The 16,574-nt window shown below is 72.7% G+C and carries 17 protein-coding genes; 11 read left to right on the forward strand and 6 right to left on the reverse strand.

The features are described from left to right. Positions 1–74 precede the first annotated feature (74 nt). Together V4Y03_RS09060 and V4Y03_RS09065 are read left to right on the forward strand one after the other, a co-directional pair. Positions 75–674 carry a hypothetical protein gene (locus V4Y03_RS09060; protein ID WP_332434581.1) on the forward strand — a complete coding sequence of 200 codons (600 nt, stop codon included), beginning with the start codon at positions 75–77 and terminating at the stop codon, positions 672–674. A 197-nt stretch (positions 675–871) separates the two neighbouring features. After that, a complete protein-coding gene (locus V4Y03_RS09065) occupies positions 872–2,215 on the forward strand; it encodes an MFS transporter (protein ID WP_332434582.1) in 1,344 nt (447 codons plus the stop codon). Positions 2,216–2,255: 40 nt separating this feature from the next. Here V4Y03_RS09065 and V4Y03_RS09070 read toward each other — a convergent pair whose 3' ends face one another. After that, positions 2,256–2,486: a hypothetical protein gene (locus tag V4Y03_RS09070; RefSeq protein ID WP_317875110.1), complete on the reverse strand. Its 231-nt coding sequence runs from the start codon at positions 2,484–2,486 to the stop codon at positions 2,256–2,258. 61 nt (positions 2,487–2,547) lie between these two features. Here V4Y03_RS09070 and map point away from each other — a divergent pair, with 61 nt between their 5' ends. Together map and V4Y03_RS09080 are read left to right on the forward strand one after the other, a co-directional pair. Continuing rightward, positions 2,548–3,405, forward strand: a complete 858-nt coding sequence (map, locus tag V4Y03_RS09075; protein WP_317875111.1) for a type I methionyl aminopeptidase — start codon at positions 2,548–2,550, stop codon at positions 3,403–3,405. Positions 3,406–3,519: 114 nt separating this feature from the next. Next, positions 3,520–4,170 (forward strand): biliverdin-producing heme oxygenase, encoded by a 651-nt coding sequence (locus tag V4Y03_RS09080; RefSeq protein WP_317875112.1) that lies wholly within the window; start codon positions 3,520–3,522, stop codon positions 4,168–4,170. A gap of 27 nt (positions 4,171–4,197) precedes the next feature. Here the strand turns inward: V4Y03_RS09080 and V4Y03_RS09085 are convergent, their stop codons facing one another. Next, positions 4,198–4,884: a PhzF family phenazine biosynthesis protein gene (locus V4Y03_RS09085; protein WP_317875113.1), complete on the reverse strand. Its 687-nt coding sequence runs from the start codon at positions 4,882–4,884 to the stop codon at positions 4,198–4,200. 335 nt (positions 4,885–5,219) lie between these two features. Between V4Y03_RS09085 and efeO the strand changes: the two genes are divergently transcribed. Genes efeO through V4Y03_RS09105 form a run of 4 tightly spaced genes read left to right on the forward strand, consistent with a single transcriptional unit; the run spans position 5,220 to position 9,589 of the window. After that, positions 5,220–6,377, forward strand: coding sequence for an iron uptake system protein EfeO (gene efeO / locus V4Y03_RS09090; RefSeq protein WP_317875114.1), 1,158 nt, complete (start codon positions 5,220–5,222; stop codon positions 6,375–6,377). 31 nt (positions 6,378–6,408) lie between these two features. Continuing rightward, positions 6,409–7,680, forward strand: a complete 1,272-nt coding sequence (gene efeB, locus V4Y03_RS09095; RefSeq protein ID WP_317875115.1) for an iron uptake transporter deferrochelatase/peroxidase subunit — start codon at positions 6,409–6,411, stop codon at positions 7,678–7,680. A 30-nt stretch (positions 7,681–7,710) separates the two neighbouring features. Then, positions 7,711–8,592, forward strand: a complete 882-nt coding sequence (efeU, locus tag V4Y03_RS09100; protein WP_317875116.1) for an iron uptake transporter permease EfeU — start codon at positions 7,711–7,713, stop codon at positions 8,590–8,592. After that, a complete protein-coding gene (locus V4Y03_RS09105; RefSeq protein ID WP_332434583.1) occupies positions 8,549–9,589 on the forward strand; it encodes a hypothetical protein in 1,041 nt (346 codons plus the stop codon). The genes efeU and V4Y03_RS09105 overlap by 44 nt, the downstream gene beginning before the upstream one ends. A gap of 140 nt (positions 9,590–9,729) precedes the next feature. Here the strand turns inward: V4Y03_RS09105 and V4Y03_RS09110 are convergent, their stop codons facing one another. Together V4Y03_RS09110 and V4Y03_RS09115 are read right to left on the reverse strand one after the other, a co-directional pair. Continuing rightward, complete coding sequence (locus V4Y03_RS09110) at positions 9,730–10,509, reverse strand: bifunctional DNA primase/polymerase (protein WP_317875118.1); 780 nt, start codon at positions 10,507–10,509, stop codon at positions 9,730–9,732. A gap of 124 nt (positions 10,510–10,633) precedes the next feature. Then, positions 10,634–11,272 (reverse strand): TetR/AcrR family transcriptional regulator, encoded by a 639-nt coding sequence (locus V4Y03_RS09115; RefSeq protein ID WP_317875119.1) that lies wholly within the window; start codon positions 11,270–11,272, stop codon positions 10,634–10,636. 218 nt (positions 11,273–11,490) lie between these two features. Here V4Y03_RS09115 and ddaH point away from each other — a divergent pair, with 218 nt between their 5' ends. Next, on the forward strand, positions 11,491–12,333 hold the full coding sequence (gene ddaH, locus V4Y03_RS09120; RefSeq protein WP_443079761.1) for a dimethylargininase: 843 nt from the start codon (positions 11,491–11,493) through the stop codon (positions 12,331–12,333). Between the two features lie 75 nt (positions 12,334–12,408). Next, positions 12,409–13,071: a TetR family transcriptional regulator gene (locus V4Y03_RS09125; protein ID WP_332434584.1), complete on the forward strand. Its 663-nt coding sequence runs from the start codon at positions 12,409–12,411 to the stop codon at positions 13,069–13,071. Between the two features lie 30 nt (positions 13,072–13,101). On the opposite strand, the gene V4Y03_RS09130 is transcribed toward V4Y03_RS09125, so the two are convergent. Continuing rightward, complete coding sequence (locus tag V4Y03_RS09130; RefSeq protein ID WP_332434585.1) at positions 13,102–14,082, reverse strand: small ribosomal subunit Rsm22 family protein; 981 nt, start codon at positions 14,080–14,082, stop codon at positions 13,102–13,104. Positions 14,083–14,091: 9 nt separating this feature from the next. Continuing rightward, positions 14,092–15,429 carry a Bcr/CflA family multidrug efflux MFS transporter gene (locus V4Y03_RS09135; protein ID WP_332437136.1) on the reverse strand — a complete coding sequence of 446 codons (1,338 nt, stop codon included), beginning with the start codon at positions 15,427–15,429 and terminating at the stop codon, positions 14,092–14,094. A 94-nt stretch (positions 15,430–15,523) separates the two neighbouring features. Between V4Y03_RS09135 and V4Y03_RS09140 the strand changes: the two genes are divergently transcribed. Next, positions 15,524–16,525, forward strand: coding sequence for a Gfo/Idh/MocA family protein (locus tag V4Y03_RS09140; RefSeq protein ID WP_332434586.1), 1,002 nt, complete (start codon positions 15,524–15,526; stop codon positions 16,523–16,525). Positions 16,526–16,574: the final 49 nt, after the last annotated feature.

Consider the following 16,574-nt stretch of genomic DNA (forward strand, 5'->3'; position numbering starts at 1 on the left):
CCGGGAGTCCCGTACGGGTGGAACCCCCGCGACCGGCCGCGCGCGGGCCCCGCAGCGGTGCAGAATGCGGGCCCATGGATGCCGTACGGGTCGCGTTGCTGCGGGAAGTGCTCGCCGGGACGGAGTGGCCGGGGGCGGCCCGCAGGTTCGCGGGCGCGCTCCGGTCCTCGGTCGTCCCGCACCGGGGCGGGCTGCTGCTGGTCGGCACGGAGGAGTACGAGCCCTGGCACCTGGCGGCGCACCTGGTCGACGAGTCCGCCTGGTCGGGGCTGCCGGAGCTGGCGCCGACGCTGGTACGGCACCGGGTGCGGCCGGGGGCTCCGGCCCACCTGGGGGTCGGTCTGGGGCGGCTGGAGGCGGCGGGGCGCGGGGCGACGCTGCTGATGGTGGCGCCGGAGCGGCCGGACGCCGGGCTGCTCCAGCGGGTGCACGACGCCCGGCGGGCGGGGGCGACGGTGCTCTCGCTCGACGGGGGTGACGCGGAGGTGCGGGGTCTCGCGCACGAGGCGCTGACGGTGGCGGAGGGGGCGGAGGTGGACCTGGACACGGTGCAGCACCTGGTGAGCGCGGCGGCGGGCGAGAACAGCGTGCCCTCCCCCCGGGGCCGCCGCTTCCGGGACCGCCTCTCGTCCCTGGCGGACCGCCTGACGGCGCCGCCGCCGGCGCGCTGGTAGGGCCGGGCGCACGCCGCCGCCGGCGCGCTGGCAGGGCCGGGCGCACGCCGCCGCCGGCGCGCTGGCAGGGCCGGGCGCACGCCGCCGCCGGCGCGCTGGCAGGGCCGGGGCCGGGCGCAGCAGGGTGACGGCTCCGTCTTCGGCACGCCCGCAAATTCGGTTGCCCGTGTCGTCTCCCCGTCGGAGCATGGCCCCTCGTGTCCTCCCCCTTCGCGAAGTTCTCCGCCCTGCTGCCCGACCTCGCGCCCTGGCGCGCGTCCGCCGATTTCCGGCTGCTCTGGGTGCAGGGGCTCGTCACGTACTTCAGCAGTGCGATGGCGATGATCGCCCTGCCGCTCCAGATCAAGGAGCTGACGGGTTCGCCGCTCGCCGTCGGTGCGATGGGCGCGGTGGAGCTGGTGCCGCTGGTGGTGTTCGGGCTGTACGGCGGGGCGCTCGCCGACGCGGTCGACCGGCGGAAGGTGATCCTGGCGACCGAGGCGGGCCTCGGGCTGCTCGCCCTGGTCCTGCTGCTCAACGCGCTGCTGCCGGTCCCGATGCTCTGGCCGCTGTACGTGGTCGCGGCGGGTGTCTCCGCGCTCGCCGGCCTCCAGCGCCCGGCCCTGGACTCGCTGCTCGCCCGGATCGTGCCGCACGAGCACCAGACGGCTGCGGCGGCGCTGAACTCGCTGCGCTGGCAGATGGGCTCGATCGCGGGCCCGGCCCTCGCCGGTCTCGTGGTCGCCTACGCGGGCCACGCGCCCGCGTACGGCGTGACGATCGCCGGTTTCGCCGTATCGGTGCTGCTGTGCCGCCGGCTCTCCCCGGCCCCGCCCGCGCACGACGCCGAGAAACCCTCGCTGCGGGGCATCGCGGAGGGCGCGCGGTACGCCTGGTCGCGGCCGGTGCTGCTGGGTACGTACGCGATCGACCTGGCGGCGATGTTCTTCGCGTTCCCGAACACGATCTTCCCGTTCCTCGCGGACGAGCTGGACGCCGACTGGTCGCTCGGTCTGATGTACGCGGCGGGCTCGGTCGGCTCGCTGGTCCTCGGTCTGACCAGCGGCTGGACCTCGAAGGTGCGGCGGCACGGGCTGCTCGTGGTCGGCGGTGCGGCCGGCTGGGGTCTGGCCATCGCGGCGGCCGGCTGGTTCGGGAACGTCTGGCCGGTGCTGCTGTGCCTGGCCTTCGCGGGCGCGGGCGACATGCTGAGCGGACTCGGCCGCGCCACGATCTGGAACCAGACGATCCCGGAGGAGCTGCGCGGCCGGCTGGCGGGCATCGAGGTGCTCTCGTACAGCGTCGGCCCGCAGCTCGGCCAGGTCAGGGCGGGCGTGATGGCGGGCTGGACCGGCACCCGGTCGGCGGTCTGGACGGGCGGCGTGGCCTGTGTGGCCTCGGTGGGGCTGCTCTGTCTGGCGCTGCCGAAGCTCCTGACGTACGACTCCGACACCGACGAGGACTCACTGCGCCGCAAGGCCCAGCAGGAGACGGCCGGGGAGCGGGCGGCCCGGGAGTCGGCCGACGAGCGGCCGGCCCCGGAGTCGGCCGGGACCGTCTGAGGCCGGCCCCGGCCGCGCGCGCCTCGCCCCGGCGCCCGCCTCAGTCGGGGTCCTCTTCCGTCCGCCCCTTGTCGTGCCAGCGGGGATCGGTCTCCCACTCCAGGTTCCGGTCGCGGGCGGTCTCCATGGCGTGGGAGGCCTCCTCACGGCTGGCGTAGGGGCCGAAACGGTTCTTCGCCGGGCACTCGGGGCCCTCTTCCACCTTCTTGTGCTCCAGGCAGTAGTACCACTCGCCCGGTTTGCCCACGGTGCGCTTCTTGAACAAGGCCATCGTCGTCGGCTCCTTCCTCCGAGACCATGCTGCCCCAGACCCGGTCGTTAGACTCGCTGGCATGTCTGGCCAGTCGCTTCTCGTACCGGGGGAGCTCTCCCCCCATCGTTCCGTTCCGGGCTCCATCCGCCGCCCCGAGTACGTCGGGAAGCCCGCCCCGACCCCCTACACCGGGCCCGAGGTGCAGGACTCCGACACCGTCGAGCGGATGCGGATCGCCGGCCGCATCGCCGCTCAGGCGATGGAGGAGGCCGCCAAGCACATCGCCCCGGGCGTCACCACCGACGAGCTCGACCGGGTCGCGCACGAGTTCATGTGCGACCACGGCGCGTACCCGTCGACGCTCGGCTACCGGGGGTTCCCGAAGTCGCTGTGCGCCTCGGTCAACGAGGTCATCTGCCACGGGATCCCCGACTCCACCGTCCTGCGGGACGGCGACATCGTGAACCTGGACGTCACCGCGTACATCAACGGCGTCCACGGCGACAACAACGCCACCTACCTCTGCGGTGACGTCGACGAGGAGTCGCGGCTGCTCGTCGAGCGGACCCGGGAGTCCCTGAACCGCGCGATCAAGGCGGTGCGGCCGGGGCGCCAGATCAACATCATCGGGCGGGTCATCGAGTCGTACGCCAAGCGCTTCGGCTACGGCGTCGTCCGCGACTTCACCGGTCACGGCATCAACTCGTCCTTCCACTCGGGCCTGATCGTCCCGCACTACGACTCCCCCCACCACACCACCGAGATCAAGACCGGCATGACCTTCACGATCGAGCCGATGCTGACCCTCGGCACCCACGACTACGACATGTGGGACGACGGCTGGACCGTGGTGACCAAGGACCGGAAGCGGACCGCGCAGTTCGAGCACACGCTCGTGGTGACCGAGAACGGGGCCGAGATCCTTACGTTGCCCTGACCCTCCGGGTGGGTAGCTTCTTACCGACAGGACGTCGGGAACCAGTTGACTTAGGCAAGCCTAACTCGACAGGATCGTCACTGGTTCCCGTCCCATCGGTCCCGGAGGCACGCCTTGGACACGCCCTTCTCCACGCTCATCCGTACGGCCTCGCACGAGCAGCACACGGAGGCGGAGACCTCGTCCTTCATGAGCGACCTCCTGGGCGGACGGCTCGCCGTCGACGCCTACGCCCGCTACACGGAGCAGCTGTGGTTCGTCTACCGGGCCCTGGAGGAGGGTGCGGAGGCCCTGCGCGAGGACCCGGTCGCCGGGCCCTTCATCCAGCCGGAGCTGTTCCGCACGGCCGCCCTGGAACAGGACCTCACCCATCTGCGGGGCCCCGGCTGGCGCGCCGCCGCCTCCCCGCTGCCCGCCACCGCCGCCTACGCCGAGCGGGTCGCCGAGTGCGCCCGCGACTGGCCCGCCGGATATGTGGCGCACCACTACACGCGCTATCTGGGCGACCTGTCGGGCGGCCAGATCATCCGCGACAAGGCGGAGCGCACCTGGGGCTTCACGCGCAAGGGCGACGGCGTCCGCTTCTACGTGTTCGACGCGATCGGCAACCCGGCCGCGTTCAAGCGGGCGTACCGCGAACTGCTCGACGGGGTGAACGCGGACGACCTGGAGAAGCAGCGGATCGTCGACGAGTGCAAGCGGGCGTTCGACTTCAACAGCGCGGTCTTCCACCAGCTGGGAGGCGAGTTCCCGCTCAGCGCGTGAGCCCGTGGGCGTCCGGCGCCCGCGCGCTCAGCGCGTGAGCGTCCCCTCCAGGCGGACCCGTCCGCCCAACTCCACGATGCCGTCGGGGCCGGGGGCGGTGAGCAGCTGCGAACCCCGGCCCTGCGTGATGTTCAGGGCCCGTCCCAGCTCCGCCGTGAGCAGCAGCGCCGCCGCGCCGGTCGCCTCGTCCTCGTCGATGCCGTCGCCGCGCCCCGGGAACGCCCGCGCCCTGATCCGGCCCGCGGCCTCCTCCTCCCAGGCCCAGGCGTAGATCCACTCCCCCGGCTCGGGCACGTCGAGGGCGTCCACCTCGGCGGCGGAGCCGTACCGGCGCAGGGTCCGCGGCGGCGCCCACTCGGCGCGCGCCTCGATCCAGGTGAACTCCCCGTCCCCGCGCACCCACACCTCACCGGCCGGCGGGCAGATGACCTCCAGGTCGAGCAGCCAGGCGGCGCCGACGAGCGGGTGTCCGGCGAACGGCAGCCGCAGCCCGGGGGTGTAGATGTCCACGACCCCGCGCTCCGGGTCGTCCACGAACACCGTCTCGCTGAAGCCGAGTTCCTTGGCGAGCGCCTGCCGGGAGGCCTCGTCGGGGTGGGTACGGGCATCCCGTACGACTCCGAGCCGGTTGCCGTGCCGGCCGTCGCCCGCGCAGAAGACCCTGAGGACGTCGATGTCGGTGGCGGTGTCGGTGCTGTGCACGGTCGTGTTCATGGCGGAAATTGAAACATCCGACGGCATGCCGGCAGGGCCGCACCCGGGAATCGGGTGCGGCCCTGACCCTTTCGGCGGTGCTCGACGCGAGGCGCGTCGCCTCGGCCGTACCGGTGCGCATCACCGAACAAGGCGAATGCGGGCAATTCCTCCCCATCCACCCACTCTTGACTCTCTCTTGACCCGGCCATGAGAAGCCCATGAAGTCCCTGTGATCCCACCGTGTCCGGGCTGGCGGGGTTGAGAGCTGAATCACTGGACGGGTGGGTATTGCTGAGGTAAGCCTCGGTTAAGTTAGGTCCGCCTCAGTCCGTCCCCGCGTCCCTGGAGTCCTCATGCGAGCCGTCCGTCTGTCCGTCGTCACCGCCGCCGCGACCGCGGCGACTCTGGCCGCCGTCACGGGCTGCGCCGAGAAGAGCGACGCCAAGGCGGACGACGGCACGATCACCGTCATCGCCAAGGACGACTCCTGCGAGGTCTCGAAGAAGGAGTTCCCGGCCGGCCACGTCAAGCTGGCCGTCGAGAACCGCGGCTCCAAGATCACCGAGGTCTACGTCCTCTACCCGGACGACCGGATCGTCACCGAGCGCGAGAACATCGGCCCCGGCGTCAAGGCCACGCTCACCGCCGAGATCAAGGCCGGCGACTACGCCATCGCCTGCAAGCCCGGCATGCAGGGCGAGGGCATCCGCCAGCAGGTCAAGGCCACCGGCAAGGGCGCCGCCACCGCCAAGCGCTCCCCCGAGATGGACGCCGCCGTCGCCTCCTACCGCCAGTACGTCCAGGCGCAGGCCGACGCGACCCTGCCCAAGGTGAAGGTCTTCACCGACGCCGTCCGCGCCGGTGACGTCGAGGCCGCGAAGAAGGCCTACGCCGAGTCCCGCATCGGCTGGGAGCGCACCGAGCCCGTCGCCGAGTCCTTCGGCGACATCGACCCCAAGGTCGACGTCCGCGAGGACGGCCTGGAGGACGGCCAGGACCCGGCCAAGGACTGGACCGGCTGGCACCGTCTGGAGAAGGCGCTCTGGCACGACAAGAAGATCGGCGCCCGTGAGAAGCAGCTCGCCGACCTCCTCGACAAGGACCTCGCGGACTGGGTGAAGCGGGTCGGCAAGGCCGAGATCACCCCGACCTCCATGGCCAACGGCGCCAAGGAACTCCTGGACGAGGTCGCCAGCGGCAAGGTCACCGGCGAGGAGGAGCGCTACTCGCACACCGACCTCGTCGACTTCAAGGCGAACGTCGAGGGCGCCCAGAAGTCCTTCGACCTGCTCAAGCCGGTCGCCACCAAGAACGACCCGAAGCTCGTCGCCGACCTGGACAAGCAGTTCGCCGCGCTGAACACGCTGCTCGACAAGTACCGCACGGACAAGACCTCCTACGTCTTCACCTCGTACGAGAAGGTCGGCAAGCCCGAGCGCAAGGAGCTGTCGGACGGCGTCAACGCCCTGGCCGAGCCGCTCTCCAAGCTCGCCGCCGCCGTCGTCAAGTAGTCGTCGAGTCAGCAGGGACGGGAAGACGGACATGTCCGAGGAAACCCAGGAGCAGACCGCGGCCGCCGGGGCGACCGCGCCCTCCCGCCGTACGGTCATCGGCTGGGGCGGTGCCGGGCTCGCGCTCGGTGCCGCCGCGGCCGGCGGCGCCGTGGCGCTGACCCGGGACGGGGACACCCCCGTGCCGGTCGCGGACAGCGGCGCGGCCGTGCCGTTCCACGGCGAGCACCAGGCCGGCATCGCCACCGCCGTACAGGACCGGCTGTACTTCGCCGCCTTCGACGTGACGACGAAGGACCGCGCCGAGCTGGTCCAGCTCCTCAAGGACTGGACGCGGGCCGCCGAGCGCATGACGGCCGGCGCCGAGGTCGGCGAGGGCGCCTACGGCGGTCTGCCGGAGGCGCCGCCGGACGACACCGGCGAGGCCCTGGGCCTCAAGCCCTCCCGTCTCACCCTCACCATCGGCTTCGGCCCCTCGCTCTTCGACGGGCGTTTCGGGCTGAAGGACAAGCGGCCCGGGGCCCTGGTGGAGCTGCCCAAGTTCCCGGGCGACAACCTCGATCCGGCGCGCAGCGGCGGCGACCTCTGCGTCCAGGCCTGCGCCGACGACCCGCAGGTCGCCGTGCACGCCATCCGCAACCTGGCCAGGATCGGCTTCGGCAAGGTCGCGGTGCGCTGGTCGCAGCTGGGCTTCGGCAAGACGTCCTCGACGACCCCGGACGCCCAGACCCCGCGCAACCTCTTCGGCTTCAAGGACGGCACCCGCAACATCGCGGGCACCGAGACCGACCGGCTCGCGAAGCACGTCTGGGTCTCCGGCAAGGACGCCGAGGGCGGCGCCGCCTGGATGGACGGCGGCTCGTACCTCGTCGCCCGCCGCATCCGCATGAACATCGAGACCTGGGACCGTACGTCGCTGGCCGAGCAGGAGGACGTCTTCGGCCGCGACAAGCGCGAGGGCGCGCCCATGGGCAAGCCCAAGGAGCACGACGCGCCGTTCCTGAAGGCGATGAAGCCGGACTCGCACGTCCGGCTCGCCCACCCCGACACCAACAACGGGGCGACGATCCTGCGCCGCGGCTACTCCTTCACGGACGGCACGGACGGCCTCGGCCGGCTGGAGGCCGGCCTGTTCTTCCTGGCGTACCAGAAGGACGTCCGGACCGGCTTCATCCCGGTGCAGACCTCGCTGGCGACCGACGCCCTCAACGAATACATCCAGCACGTGGGTTCGGCGCTGTTCGCGATCCCGTCGGGCGTCCGGAACAAGGACGACTGGTGGGGCCGGGGGCTGTTCTCGTGACTCCGCACGCACTCCAGGAAGGGAACCGACGTGTTCGGTAACTATCTGATCGGCCTGCGCGAGGGCCTGGAAGCCAGCCTCGTCGTCAGCATCCTCATCGCCTATCTGGTGAAGACCGGCCGACGGGACGCCCTCAAGCCGATCTGGATCGGCATCGGCGTGGCCGTCGGTGTGGCCCTCGCCTTCGGCGCCGGCCTGGAGTTCGGCTCCCAGGAGCTGACCTTCGAGGCGCAGGAACTGCTCGGCGGCTCGCTGTCGATCGTCGCGGTGGTCCTGGTGACCTGGATGGTCTTCTGGATGCGGCGCACGGCCCGGCACCTCAAGACGGAGCTGCACGGCAAGCTGGACGCGGCCCTCCAGATGGGCACCGGCGCGCTGGTCGCCACCGCCTTCCTCGCGGTGGGCCGCGAGGGTCTGGAGACGGCGCTCTTCGTGTGGGCCTCGGTACGGGCCTCCTCCGACGGCACGTACGCGCCGCTGACCGGGGTCCTCCTCGGCCTGCTCACGGCGGTGCTGCTCGGCTGGCTGTTCTACCGGGGCGCGCTGAAGATCAACCTGGCGAAGTTCTTCACCTGGACCGGCGGGATGCTGGTCGTGGTGGCGGCGGGCGTGCTCGCGTACGGCGTCCACGACCTCCAGGAGGCCCGCTTCCTCGGCGGCCTCGCGAACAAGGCCTTCGACATCTCGGAGACGATCCCGCCGGACGAGTGGCTGGGCACGCTCCTCAAGGGCGTCTTCAACTTCCAGCCGGACCCGACGGTCCTTCAGGTCACGGTGTGGGCGCTGTATCTGGTCCCGACGCTCGCGCTCTTCCTGGCCCCGATAGGGTCGGGTCCGTCCGCGCGGGTGAAGAAGCAGAAGGCGACCGATGACAAGGCTGAGGCTGGGGCGAGCGCCGGCAGGACCGCTTGAGCGGTCGTCGGCACGGCGGCCCACGAGACTCCTGGGAGCGGTGGCGGCCTCGGCCGTCCTCGCTCTGACGGCGAGCGGCTGCGTGACCGTGCACGGTGAGAGCGCGCTGCTGCCCCCGGCGACCCCGGCCGAGGCGGCGCAGGCGCTCGCCGACTTCACGGCCGCCTACAACCGTGCCGACAAGGCGTACGACCCGGCCCAGGACGCGGACCGGGTCACCGGCCCGCTCGGGGAGATCAACCAGGCGGGGCTGCGCGCGCGGGCGGCCACCAGCCCCGGCGGCAACGCGAACCACCGGCCGCTCGCCCTCACCGACGCGCGGTTCACGCTGCCGCGCAAGGCGGGCTGGCCGCGGTGGTTCCTCGCGGACACCGATCCCAACCTGGACACCGACGGGGGCCCTGGCGACCAGCGCTGGCTACTGGTCTTCGTCCGCAATGGTCCCCAGCAGCTGTGGGAGGCCGCCCACCTGGTGATCCTCGGCCCTTCGCAGGTGCCCGAGTTCGCCGAGGAGGAGGGGTACGCGGTGCCGGTCGCCGCGGACACCGACACCCTGGCGGTCGCGCCGAAGAACCTCGGCACGGCGTACGTCTCGTACCTCAAGGACGGGCGGCCGGGGCCGTTCGCGGCGGGGCCGCACACGACGACCTGGCGGGAGCAGCGGCAGAAGACCGCCAAGCGGCCGGGGCTCGCGACCCAGTTCCTCGACCGGGTCACGGACCAGGGCGACTTCGCGCCCTTCGGGCTGCGGACGAAGGACGGCGACGCCTTCGTGTTCTTCTCGACCCGGTTCTTCGAGCGGCAGACGGCGGCGCCGGGCTACCGGCCCAAGGTCGACCCCGAGATCAAGGCGCTGATGACCGGTGACGTGAAGAACACCGTCACCAAGGAGTGGGTGTCCGACCAGGTGGCCCTGGTGCGGCCGGCGGGCACGGACCGCGACGCGGTCACCGTCAAGGCCCGGCTCCAGGGCGTGGTGGGGGCGCAGGGGTCGTAGAACGCCGCCGGGAGGACCGGGCGGCCTCTCGGCGAGGCGACCGGTCCGTCACCGGATCAGGCGGGTCGGACCCTCACCGGATCAGGCGGATCAGCCGCTCACCGGGTCGGACGGGCCGGACCTCACCGGGGCAGGCGACCTCACCGGGTCAGCGGCCACGCGATCTCGTGGGCCGTGTGCTCTCCGTCCCCGTCCGCCTCGCGTTCCGCCGCGTGGCGGGCGCAGGCGTCCTGGAGGGTCTCCAGGAGGTTCAGCGGGTCGGGCAGCGGGTGCTCGGGGCCGCGGAGCCAGGCGACGACCGGACGGTCGCCCTCGTCGCCGGGGAGCCTGGCCGGGGGTACGAGCACATAGCTGCCGCGGCAGTGCCAGCGGAGCCCCGGGTGCTCGTCCATCGTCTCCGGGTGGCAGTCCAGCTCACACGGCCACCACTCGTCCTCGTCCTCGGGGGTGCCCCGGGTGGCGGTGAAGAAGAGCATGCGCCCGCCGACGGTGTCGATGTCGGCCGACTCGGCGACCGGACCGACCTCCACGCCCTCGGCGAGGAGCCGCTCCAGGGCGGCCCGGCCCGCGGCGAGCGGTACGTCGAGGACGTCGTGGACCATGCCGGTGGCGGTGATGAAGTTCGCCTCGGGCTCGTTGCGCGCCCAGCGCTCGATCTGCGCGCGGTCGGTGGTCGACTGCGTCTGCCAGGCGAAGGAGACGGGGTGCCGGGCGGGGGTGGGACAGCCGATCCGCTCACAGGAACAGCTGTAGCCGACGGGGTACGCGGCGGGGGCCAGGGGCAGCCCTGCGGCGGCGACGGCCAGGAGCAGCTTCTCGCGGTCGTTCTCGTCGTCGGCCGCGGTGCGTTTCGGGCGCCTGCGCAGCCACTGTGCGAGTTTGCTCTCCGTGCCGCGGTAGCGGCCGATGCCGTCGCCCATCTATCCCCTCACACCTCATGCTCGCCCGTTCGGCTCTGCCCATGGTCCCACCATCCTGCGCCTCGGGTGACCGGAGTGCGGAACCGGGGTGCTGTGAGATGTCCCGGCTTCCCTGTGAGATGTGTCAGCGCCTGGGGGCGAGGCCGCGCAGGGCGAGGTCGACGAGGGTGTCGGCGTAGGCGTGGGTGAGGGGCAGGGTGCGGTGGAGCCAGCGGTGGTGGAGCGGGCCGACGAGGAGCTCCAGGGCGACGCGCGGGTCGATGTCCGGGTCGATGTCACCGGCGACCTGGGCGGCCTCGATGCGGCGGACGTAGTGCTGGAGCTGGGGTTCGAGCAGGGCTTCGGTGAAGCGGGCGCCCAGCTCGGGGTCGACGATGCCCTCGGCGGCGAGGGCACGGGTGGGGGCGTCGAAGGTGGGGTCGTTCATCTCGTCGACGGTGGCGCGCAGGACGTACCGGAGGTCGGCGGCGAGGTCTCCGGTGTCGGGGATCTCGCCGTCCCCTTCCCCGCCGGGGGCGTCGTTCCCCCGAATGGCTTCGTTGGCCCGCGTGACGAGGTCGAGGAAGGCGTCGAGGAGGACGGCCGCCTTGGAGGGCCACCAGCGGTAGATGGTCTGCTTGCCGACACCGGCGCGGGCGGCGATGCCCTCGATGGTGGTCTTCGCGTAGCCGTTCTCGGAGACGAGGGCGAGGGCGGCGGCGAAGATGGCGCTGCGGGAGCGCTCGCTGCGGCGGGATGCGTCGGGGGCCTTGGTGTCGGGCATGGGCCCAGTCTAACCGCGCGCGAGACGGTGCGTCTCGCGAGGTGGGGCGGGGCGGCGGCGCTTGCGGGGGTGCGGCGGGGCGGGGGTGCGGCGGGGGTACGCGAACCACCCGAACGGTCCACAGCGCGCGGGGCCCGGAAGGCGCACCATGGGGTCCACCGATCCGGCGGATCTTCACCCGCCGGTGACTCCGTCCGCCCGCCCGTGAGGAGCCCTCCTTGCGCACCACTCCGCGCACGCCCTCGCCCCGCCGCTACCTGATGTGCCCACCCGCGCACTTCACGGTGACGTACTCCATCAACCCCTGGATGGACCCGACGAAACCGGTCGACCTGCCGCTGGCCCTCGCCCAGTGGGAGGACCTGCGCGACCGCTACCGCGCGCTCGGCCACACCGTGGAACTGCTCGTCCCCGACCCCGCGCTGCCGGACATGGTCTTCGCGGCGAACGGCGCCACCGTCGTCGACGGCCGGGTCCTCGGCGCGAAGTTCGCCCACCCGGAGCGCGCGGCGGAGGCCGACGCGCACCTGTCCTGGTTCCGCGGAAACGGTTGGGCGGAGGACGCCGTACGGGCCCCGGAGCATGTGAACGAGGGCGAGGGCGACTTCGCCGTCACCGCCTCCTGGATCCTCGCCGGGCGCGGCTTCCGGTCCAGCCCGCTCTCCCACGACGAGGCGCAGGAGTTCTTCGGCCGCCCGGTGATCGGCCTCGAACTGGTCGACCCGCGCTACTACCACCTGGACACGGCGCTCTGCGTCCTGGACGACGCGGCCGACGAGATCATGTACTACCCGGACGCCTTCTCCCCCGGCAGCCGCGCGGTGCTCGCCCGGCTCTTCCCGGACGCCCTGATCGCGACGGACACGGACGCGGCGGCCCTCGGGCTCAACGCGGTGAGCGACGGCCGCCACGTGCTGCTGCCGCAGGCGGCGGTGGGCCTCTTCGAGCCCCTGCGCGGCCGGGGCTTCGAACCCGTCGGCATGGACCTGGGCGAACTCCTCAAGGGCGGCGGCAGCGTGAAGTGCTGCACCCAGGAGCTACGGCCCCCGGCGGTGTCCTGACCGGCCGGGTCCCCGGGGTGCGGGGGCGGTGCGGGGACGGGTCCGTCGCCCGTCCCCCGTCGGTAGGGTGCCGCCATGGCTGCCCCCTCCCCCTCCTCCACTCCCACCCCCACCTCCGCCGACGACCGTTCGCTGCCGCTGCGGGAGCGGAAGAAGCTGCGGACCCGTCAGGCGCTCGCCGCCGCCGCGCTGCGGATGTTCACCGAGCGGGGCCTCGACGCGACCACGGTGGAGGATCTCGTCGACTCGGTGGAGGTGTCGAAGAGCACGTTCTTCCGCACCTTCCCGGTCAAGGAGGCGGCGGCCGTGGAGGCCGAGGCCGAGCTGTGGGCGGCCCTCGTGGCCGCGCTGGAGGAGCGCGCGCTGCACGGGCCCGTCCTCGCGGAACTCCAGGACGTGCTGTGCGGCGCCGTCACCGCCCTGGGGGCGGACTGGGGGGAGCGTTACGTCGCCACCCGGAGGCTCGTACTGAGGGAACCGGCGCTGCTGGCCCATGTGGCGCACCACCGCGCCGGGGCCGAGCAGCGGATCGGGGACCTGCTGGCGGAGCGGCTGGGACTGCCGGCGGACGACCTGCGGCCCCGGGTCCTCGCGGAGCTGACCGGCACCGGGTGGAGCATCGCGGCGCGCGACTGGGTCCGCTCGGGCGGCCGGGGCGGCCTGCGCACCCTGCTCCCGGGGGTGGAGCGCGCCTTCCTCGCCATCCCGGCGGGCCTGGAGCTCTCCGCCGGGACGTGACCACAGGCCGGGCCCCCGGCGTTCGGACGGTCAGTCCTCGTCCTCCGGCGGCCACGCGTCGCCCCACGCCACGTCACGGGCCCGCTTGTACAGGGGTCCGTGCCGCTTGGTGACCGTCTCACGGGCGAGGCCGTCGGGGCCGCAGAGTTCCAGCTGGACCAGGCCCTTGCGGATCTGCGGCCTGCGGGTGACGCGGGAGGCCACGGGCGTCACCGGGTGCCTGGTCGCCGCCACGTAGGCGTACTTCTCGTCCTCGTACGGCAGCGAGCCGCCCTTCACCTGGCGGTGCAGCGAGGACCGGCTCACCCGGGCCGAGAAGTGGCACCAGTCCGTGCCCGGTTCGATCGGGCAGGCCCCGCTGTGCGGGCAGGGCGCGGCGACGGTGAAACCGGCGTCGACGAGGAGCGTGCGGGCGGCGATGATCCGCTCGTAGCCGTCGGGGGTGCCGGGCTCGACGATCACGACCGTCCGCGCCACCCGCGCGGCCTCGGCCACGAGGGCCGTCCGGTCGGCGGCGGTCAGTTCCTTGAGCACGTACGAGACGGTGACGAGGTCGGTGTCGTCGAGGCGCAGGGCGGCGCCGATCCGTTCGCGCCGCCACTGCGCGTCCAGGACGCTCCCGGCCAGTTCGCGGCCGAGCGCGAGCGCGGGCTCCGCCCAGTCCAGGACGGTGGTGCGGGGCGGCTCGTCCTCCCAGGCCTCGGCGACGGCCCAGCTCGCCGCGCCGGTGCCGCCGCCGATGTCGGTGTGGGTACGGGGCTCCCAGTCGGGCGCGGCCTCGCGCAGGGCGCCGAGGGCTCCGCGTACCGCCTCGAAGGTCGCCGGCATCCGGTACGCGGCGTACGCGGCGACGTCGGAGCGGTCGCGCAGCACGGGGGCGTCCGTCGGGGTGGTGCCCCGGTAGTTGGCGATCAGTCGCTCGACGGCCTGGGCGGCCTGGCGGGGCGGCAGCCCGGCGAGCAGCCCGGCGAGGGCGGCGCGCAGGGTGTCGGCGGAGGGGGAGGCGTTCACCGAGACAGTCTAGGCCGCCGTGGCGCGCGGCCCGGCGGACCCTCGGGTGCGCTGCCAGGGGCGGCACAGGGTGAGGAAGCAGACGGCGGCGAGGACGGCGCAGCTCAGCTGGACGACGGCCATCGGGACGGCGGTGTGCTCGCCCGCGATGCCGACGAGCGGGGAGGCCACGGCTCCGATCAGGAAGGAGGTGGTGCCGAGCAGCGCGGAGGCGGAGCCGGCGGCGTGCGGGGTGCGCATCAGGGCCTGGGCGTTGGTGTTCGGCAGGGTCAGCCCCATCGCGGACATCAGGACGAAGAGTCCGGCGGCGACGGGGACGAGGCCGGTCTCGCCGAAGACGCCGGTGGTCATGAGGGTCAGCGCGAGGGCGGCGAGCAGGATGACGCCGAGGCCCCAGCCGAGTGCCTTGTCGAGGCTGACGCGTCCGACGAGCAGCTTGCCGTTGATCTGGCCGACGACGACGAGCCCGACGGAGTTGACGCCGAAGAGGAGGCTGAAGGTCTGCGGCGAGGCGCCGTAGATCTCCTGGATGACGTACGGCGAGGCGGAGATGTACGCGAAGAGGGCGGCGAAGGCGAGCCCGCCGGTCAGCGTGTAGCCGGTGAAGACCCGGTCGGCGAGGAGGCCCTTCATGGTGCGCAGGGCCTGGCCGACGCCGCCCTCGTGCCGCCGCTCGGGCGGCAGCGTCTCGTGGAGGAAGCGGTGGACGACGAGGGTGAGGAGGATGCCGATCACGGTGAGGACGTAGAAGACGCCCCGCCAGTCGGTGAACCGCAGGATCTGGCCGCCGATGAGGGGCGCGACGATCGGGGCGACGCCGGAGATCAGCATCAGGGTGGAGAAGAACCGGGCCATCTCGACGCCGTCGTAGAGGTCGCGGACGACGGCGCGGGCGATGACGATGCCGGCGGCACCCGCGAGGCCCTGGAGCAGCCGGAAGCCGATGAGGAGTTCGGCGGTGGGCGCGAGGGCGCAGACGGCGGTGGCGAGGACGTACACGATCATGCCGATGAGCAGCGGGCGGCGGCGGCCCCACTTGTCGCTCATGGGGCCGACGACGAGCTGCCCGAGGGCCATGCCGGTGAGGCAGGCGGTCAGGGTGAGCTGGACGGTGGCGGCGGGGGCGTGCAGCGCGCCGGTGACCTCCGGCAGCGCCGGCAGGTACATGTCCATGGAGAGGGGCGGGAGGGCGGTGAGTCCGCCGAGGACGAGGGTGACGAGCAGCCCCGTCCGCCGGGCGGCGGTGACGACGGGGGTAGCGGGGCCATGGGTGGCGGTGCCACTTTCAAGGGTCCCGGCTCTTTCGGTTATGTGCCCTTGTGTTGTTTTCTGGCCGCTCTCCGGCATCGACAGCTCCATCTCGTTGAATCCTTGCCTATGCTCTCAGCTCGACCGGACAGGTCGAGACCTCTGTGGGACGGGTGGGGACATGGGTGGGGACATGACGAAGACGGTGCGCTGGGGAATCCTCGCCACGGGCGGCATCGCGGAGCGGTTCACGGCGGACCTGCTGACGCTGGAGGACACGGAGGTCGTCGCCGTGGCCTCCCGTACCGAAGCCTCGGCGAAGGCCTTCGCCGACCGGTTCGGCATACCGAGGGCGTATGGGGACTGGGCCGGGCTCTTCGGCGACGAGGACGTCGACGTCGTCTACGTGGCGACGCCCCACCACGCGCACCGGGAGGCGGCGGGCCGCGCCCTGGAGGCGGGCAAGGCCGTCCTCTGCGAGAAGGCCCTCACCCTCAACGCGCGCGAGGCGGGCGAACTCGTCGGCCTCGCCCGGGACCGCGGCCTCTTCCTGATGGAGGCCATGTGGATGTACTGCAACCCGCTGGTCCTGCGGATCGCGGAGCTGGTGCGCGACGGGGCGATCGGCGAGGTCAGGACCGTACAGGCCGATTTCGGGCTCGCCGGCCCGTTCGCCGCGGACCACCGGCTGCGGGACCCGGCCGTGGGCGGCGGGGCGCTGCTCGACCTCGGCGTGTACCCGGTGTCGTTCGCGCAGCTGCTCCTGGGCGAGCCGGACACCGTCCACGCGCACGCGCTCCTCTCTCCGGAGGGCGTCGACCTGAACACCGGGATGCTGCTCGGCTGGGACTCGGGAGCGTCGGCGCTGCTGTCCTGCTCGCTCGTCGCGGACACCCCGCTGACGGCCTCGGTGACCGGTTCGCTCGGCCGCATCGACATCCCGCGCGGCTTCTTCTACCCCGAGCGGTTCACCCTGCGCCGGAACGGCCACGAGCCGGAGGAGTTCGTGTCGGGGAACGACCCGCACTCCCTCCGGCACGAGGCCACCGAGGTGATGCGCTGCCTGCGGGCGGGCGAGACGGAGTCCCCGCTCGTCCCCCTCGAAGGCTCGCTGGCGGTGATGCGGACGCTCGACGCGGTACGGGACCGCGTCGGCGTCCGCTATCCGCAGGAGACGGCCGCCGGGCGGGGCTGAGACGCCGGGCGTCCCGCCGAGCGAGGACCAGCTGACGTGTCCCCGCGAG

Origin of the sequence: Streptomyces sp. P9-A4, from assembly GCF_036634195.1 — a bacterium.
Lineage (GTDB): Bacteria > Actinomycetota > Actinomycetes > Streptomycetales > Streptomycetaceae > Streptomyces.

Excerpts from the sequence above, each read along its gene's own strand:
- V4Y03_RS09060 (WP_332434581.1), top strand. The coding sequence starts at position 75 with ATGGATGCCGTACGGGTCGCGTTGCTGCGGGAAGTGCTCGCCGGGACG.
- V4Y03_RS09070 (WP_317875110.1), bottom strand. The coding sequence starts at position 2,486 with ATGGCCTTGTTCAAGAAGCGCACCGTGGGCAAACCGGGCGAGTGGTAC.
- map (WP_317875111.1), top strand. The coding sequence starts at position 2,548 with ATGTCTGGCCAGTCGCTTCTCGTACCGGGGGAGCTCTCCCCCCATCGT.
- V4Y03_RS09085 (WP_317875113.1), bottom strand. The coding sequence starts at position 4,884 with ATGAACACGACCGTGCACAGCACCGACACCGCCACCGACATCGACGTC.
- efeO (WP_317875114.1), top strand. The coding sequence starts at position 5,220 with ATGCGAGCCGTCCGTCTGTCCGTCGTCACCGCCGCCGCGACCGCGGCG.
- efeB (WP_317875115.1), top strand. The coding sequence starts at position 6,409 with ATGTCCGAGGAAACCCAGGAGCAGACCGCGGCCGCCGGGGCGACCGCG.
- V4Y03_RS09105 (WP_332434583.1), top strand. The coding sequence starts at position 8,549 with ATGACAAGGCTGAGGCTGGGGCGAGCGCCGGCAGGACCGCTTGAGCGG.
- V4Y03_RS09110 (WP_317875118.1), bottom strand. The coding sequence starts at position 10,509 with ATGGGCGACGGCATCGGCCGCTACCGCGGCACGGAGAGCAAACTCGCA.
- V4Y03_RS09115 (WP_317875119.1), bottom strand. The coding sequence starts at position 11,272 with ATGCCCGACACCAAGGCCCCCGACGCATCCCGCCGCAGCGAGCGCTCC.
- V4Y03_RS09125 (WP_332434584.1), top strand. The coding sequence starts at position 12,409 with ATGGCTGCCCCCTCCCCCTCCTCCACTCCCACCCCCACCTCCGCCGAC.
- V4Y03_RS09135 (WP_332437136.1), bottom strand. The coding sequence starts at position 15,429 with ATGCCGGAGAGCGGCCAGAAAACAACACAAGGGCACATAACCGAAAGA.
- V4Y03_RS09140 (WP_332434586.1), top strand. The coding sequence starts at position 15,524 with ATGACGAAGACGGTGCGCTGGGGAATCCTCGCCACGGGCGGCATCGCG.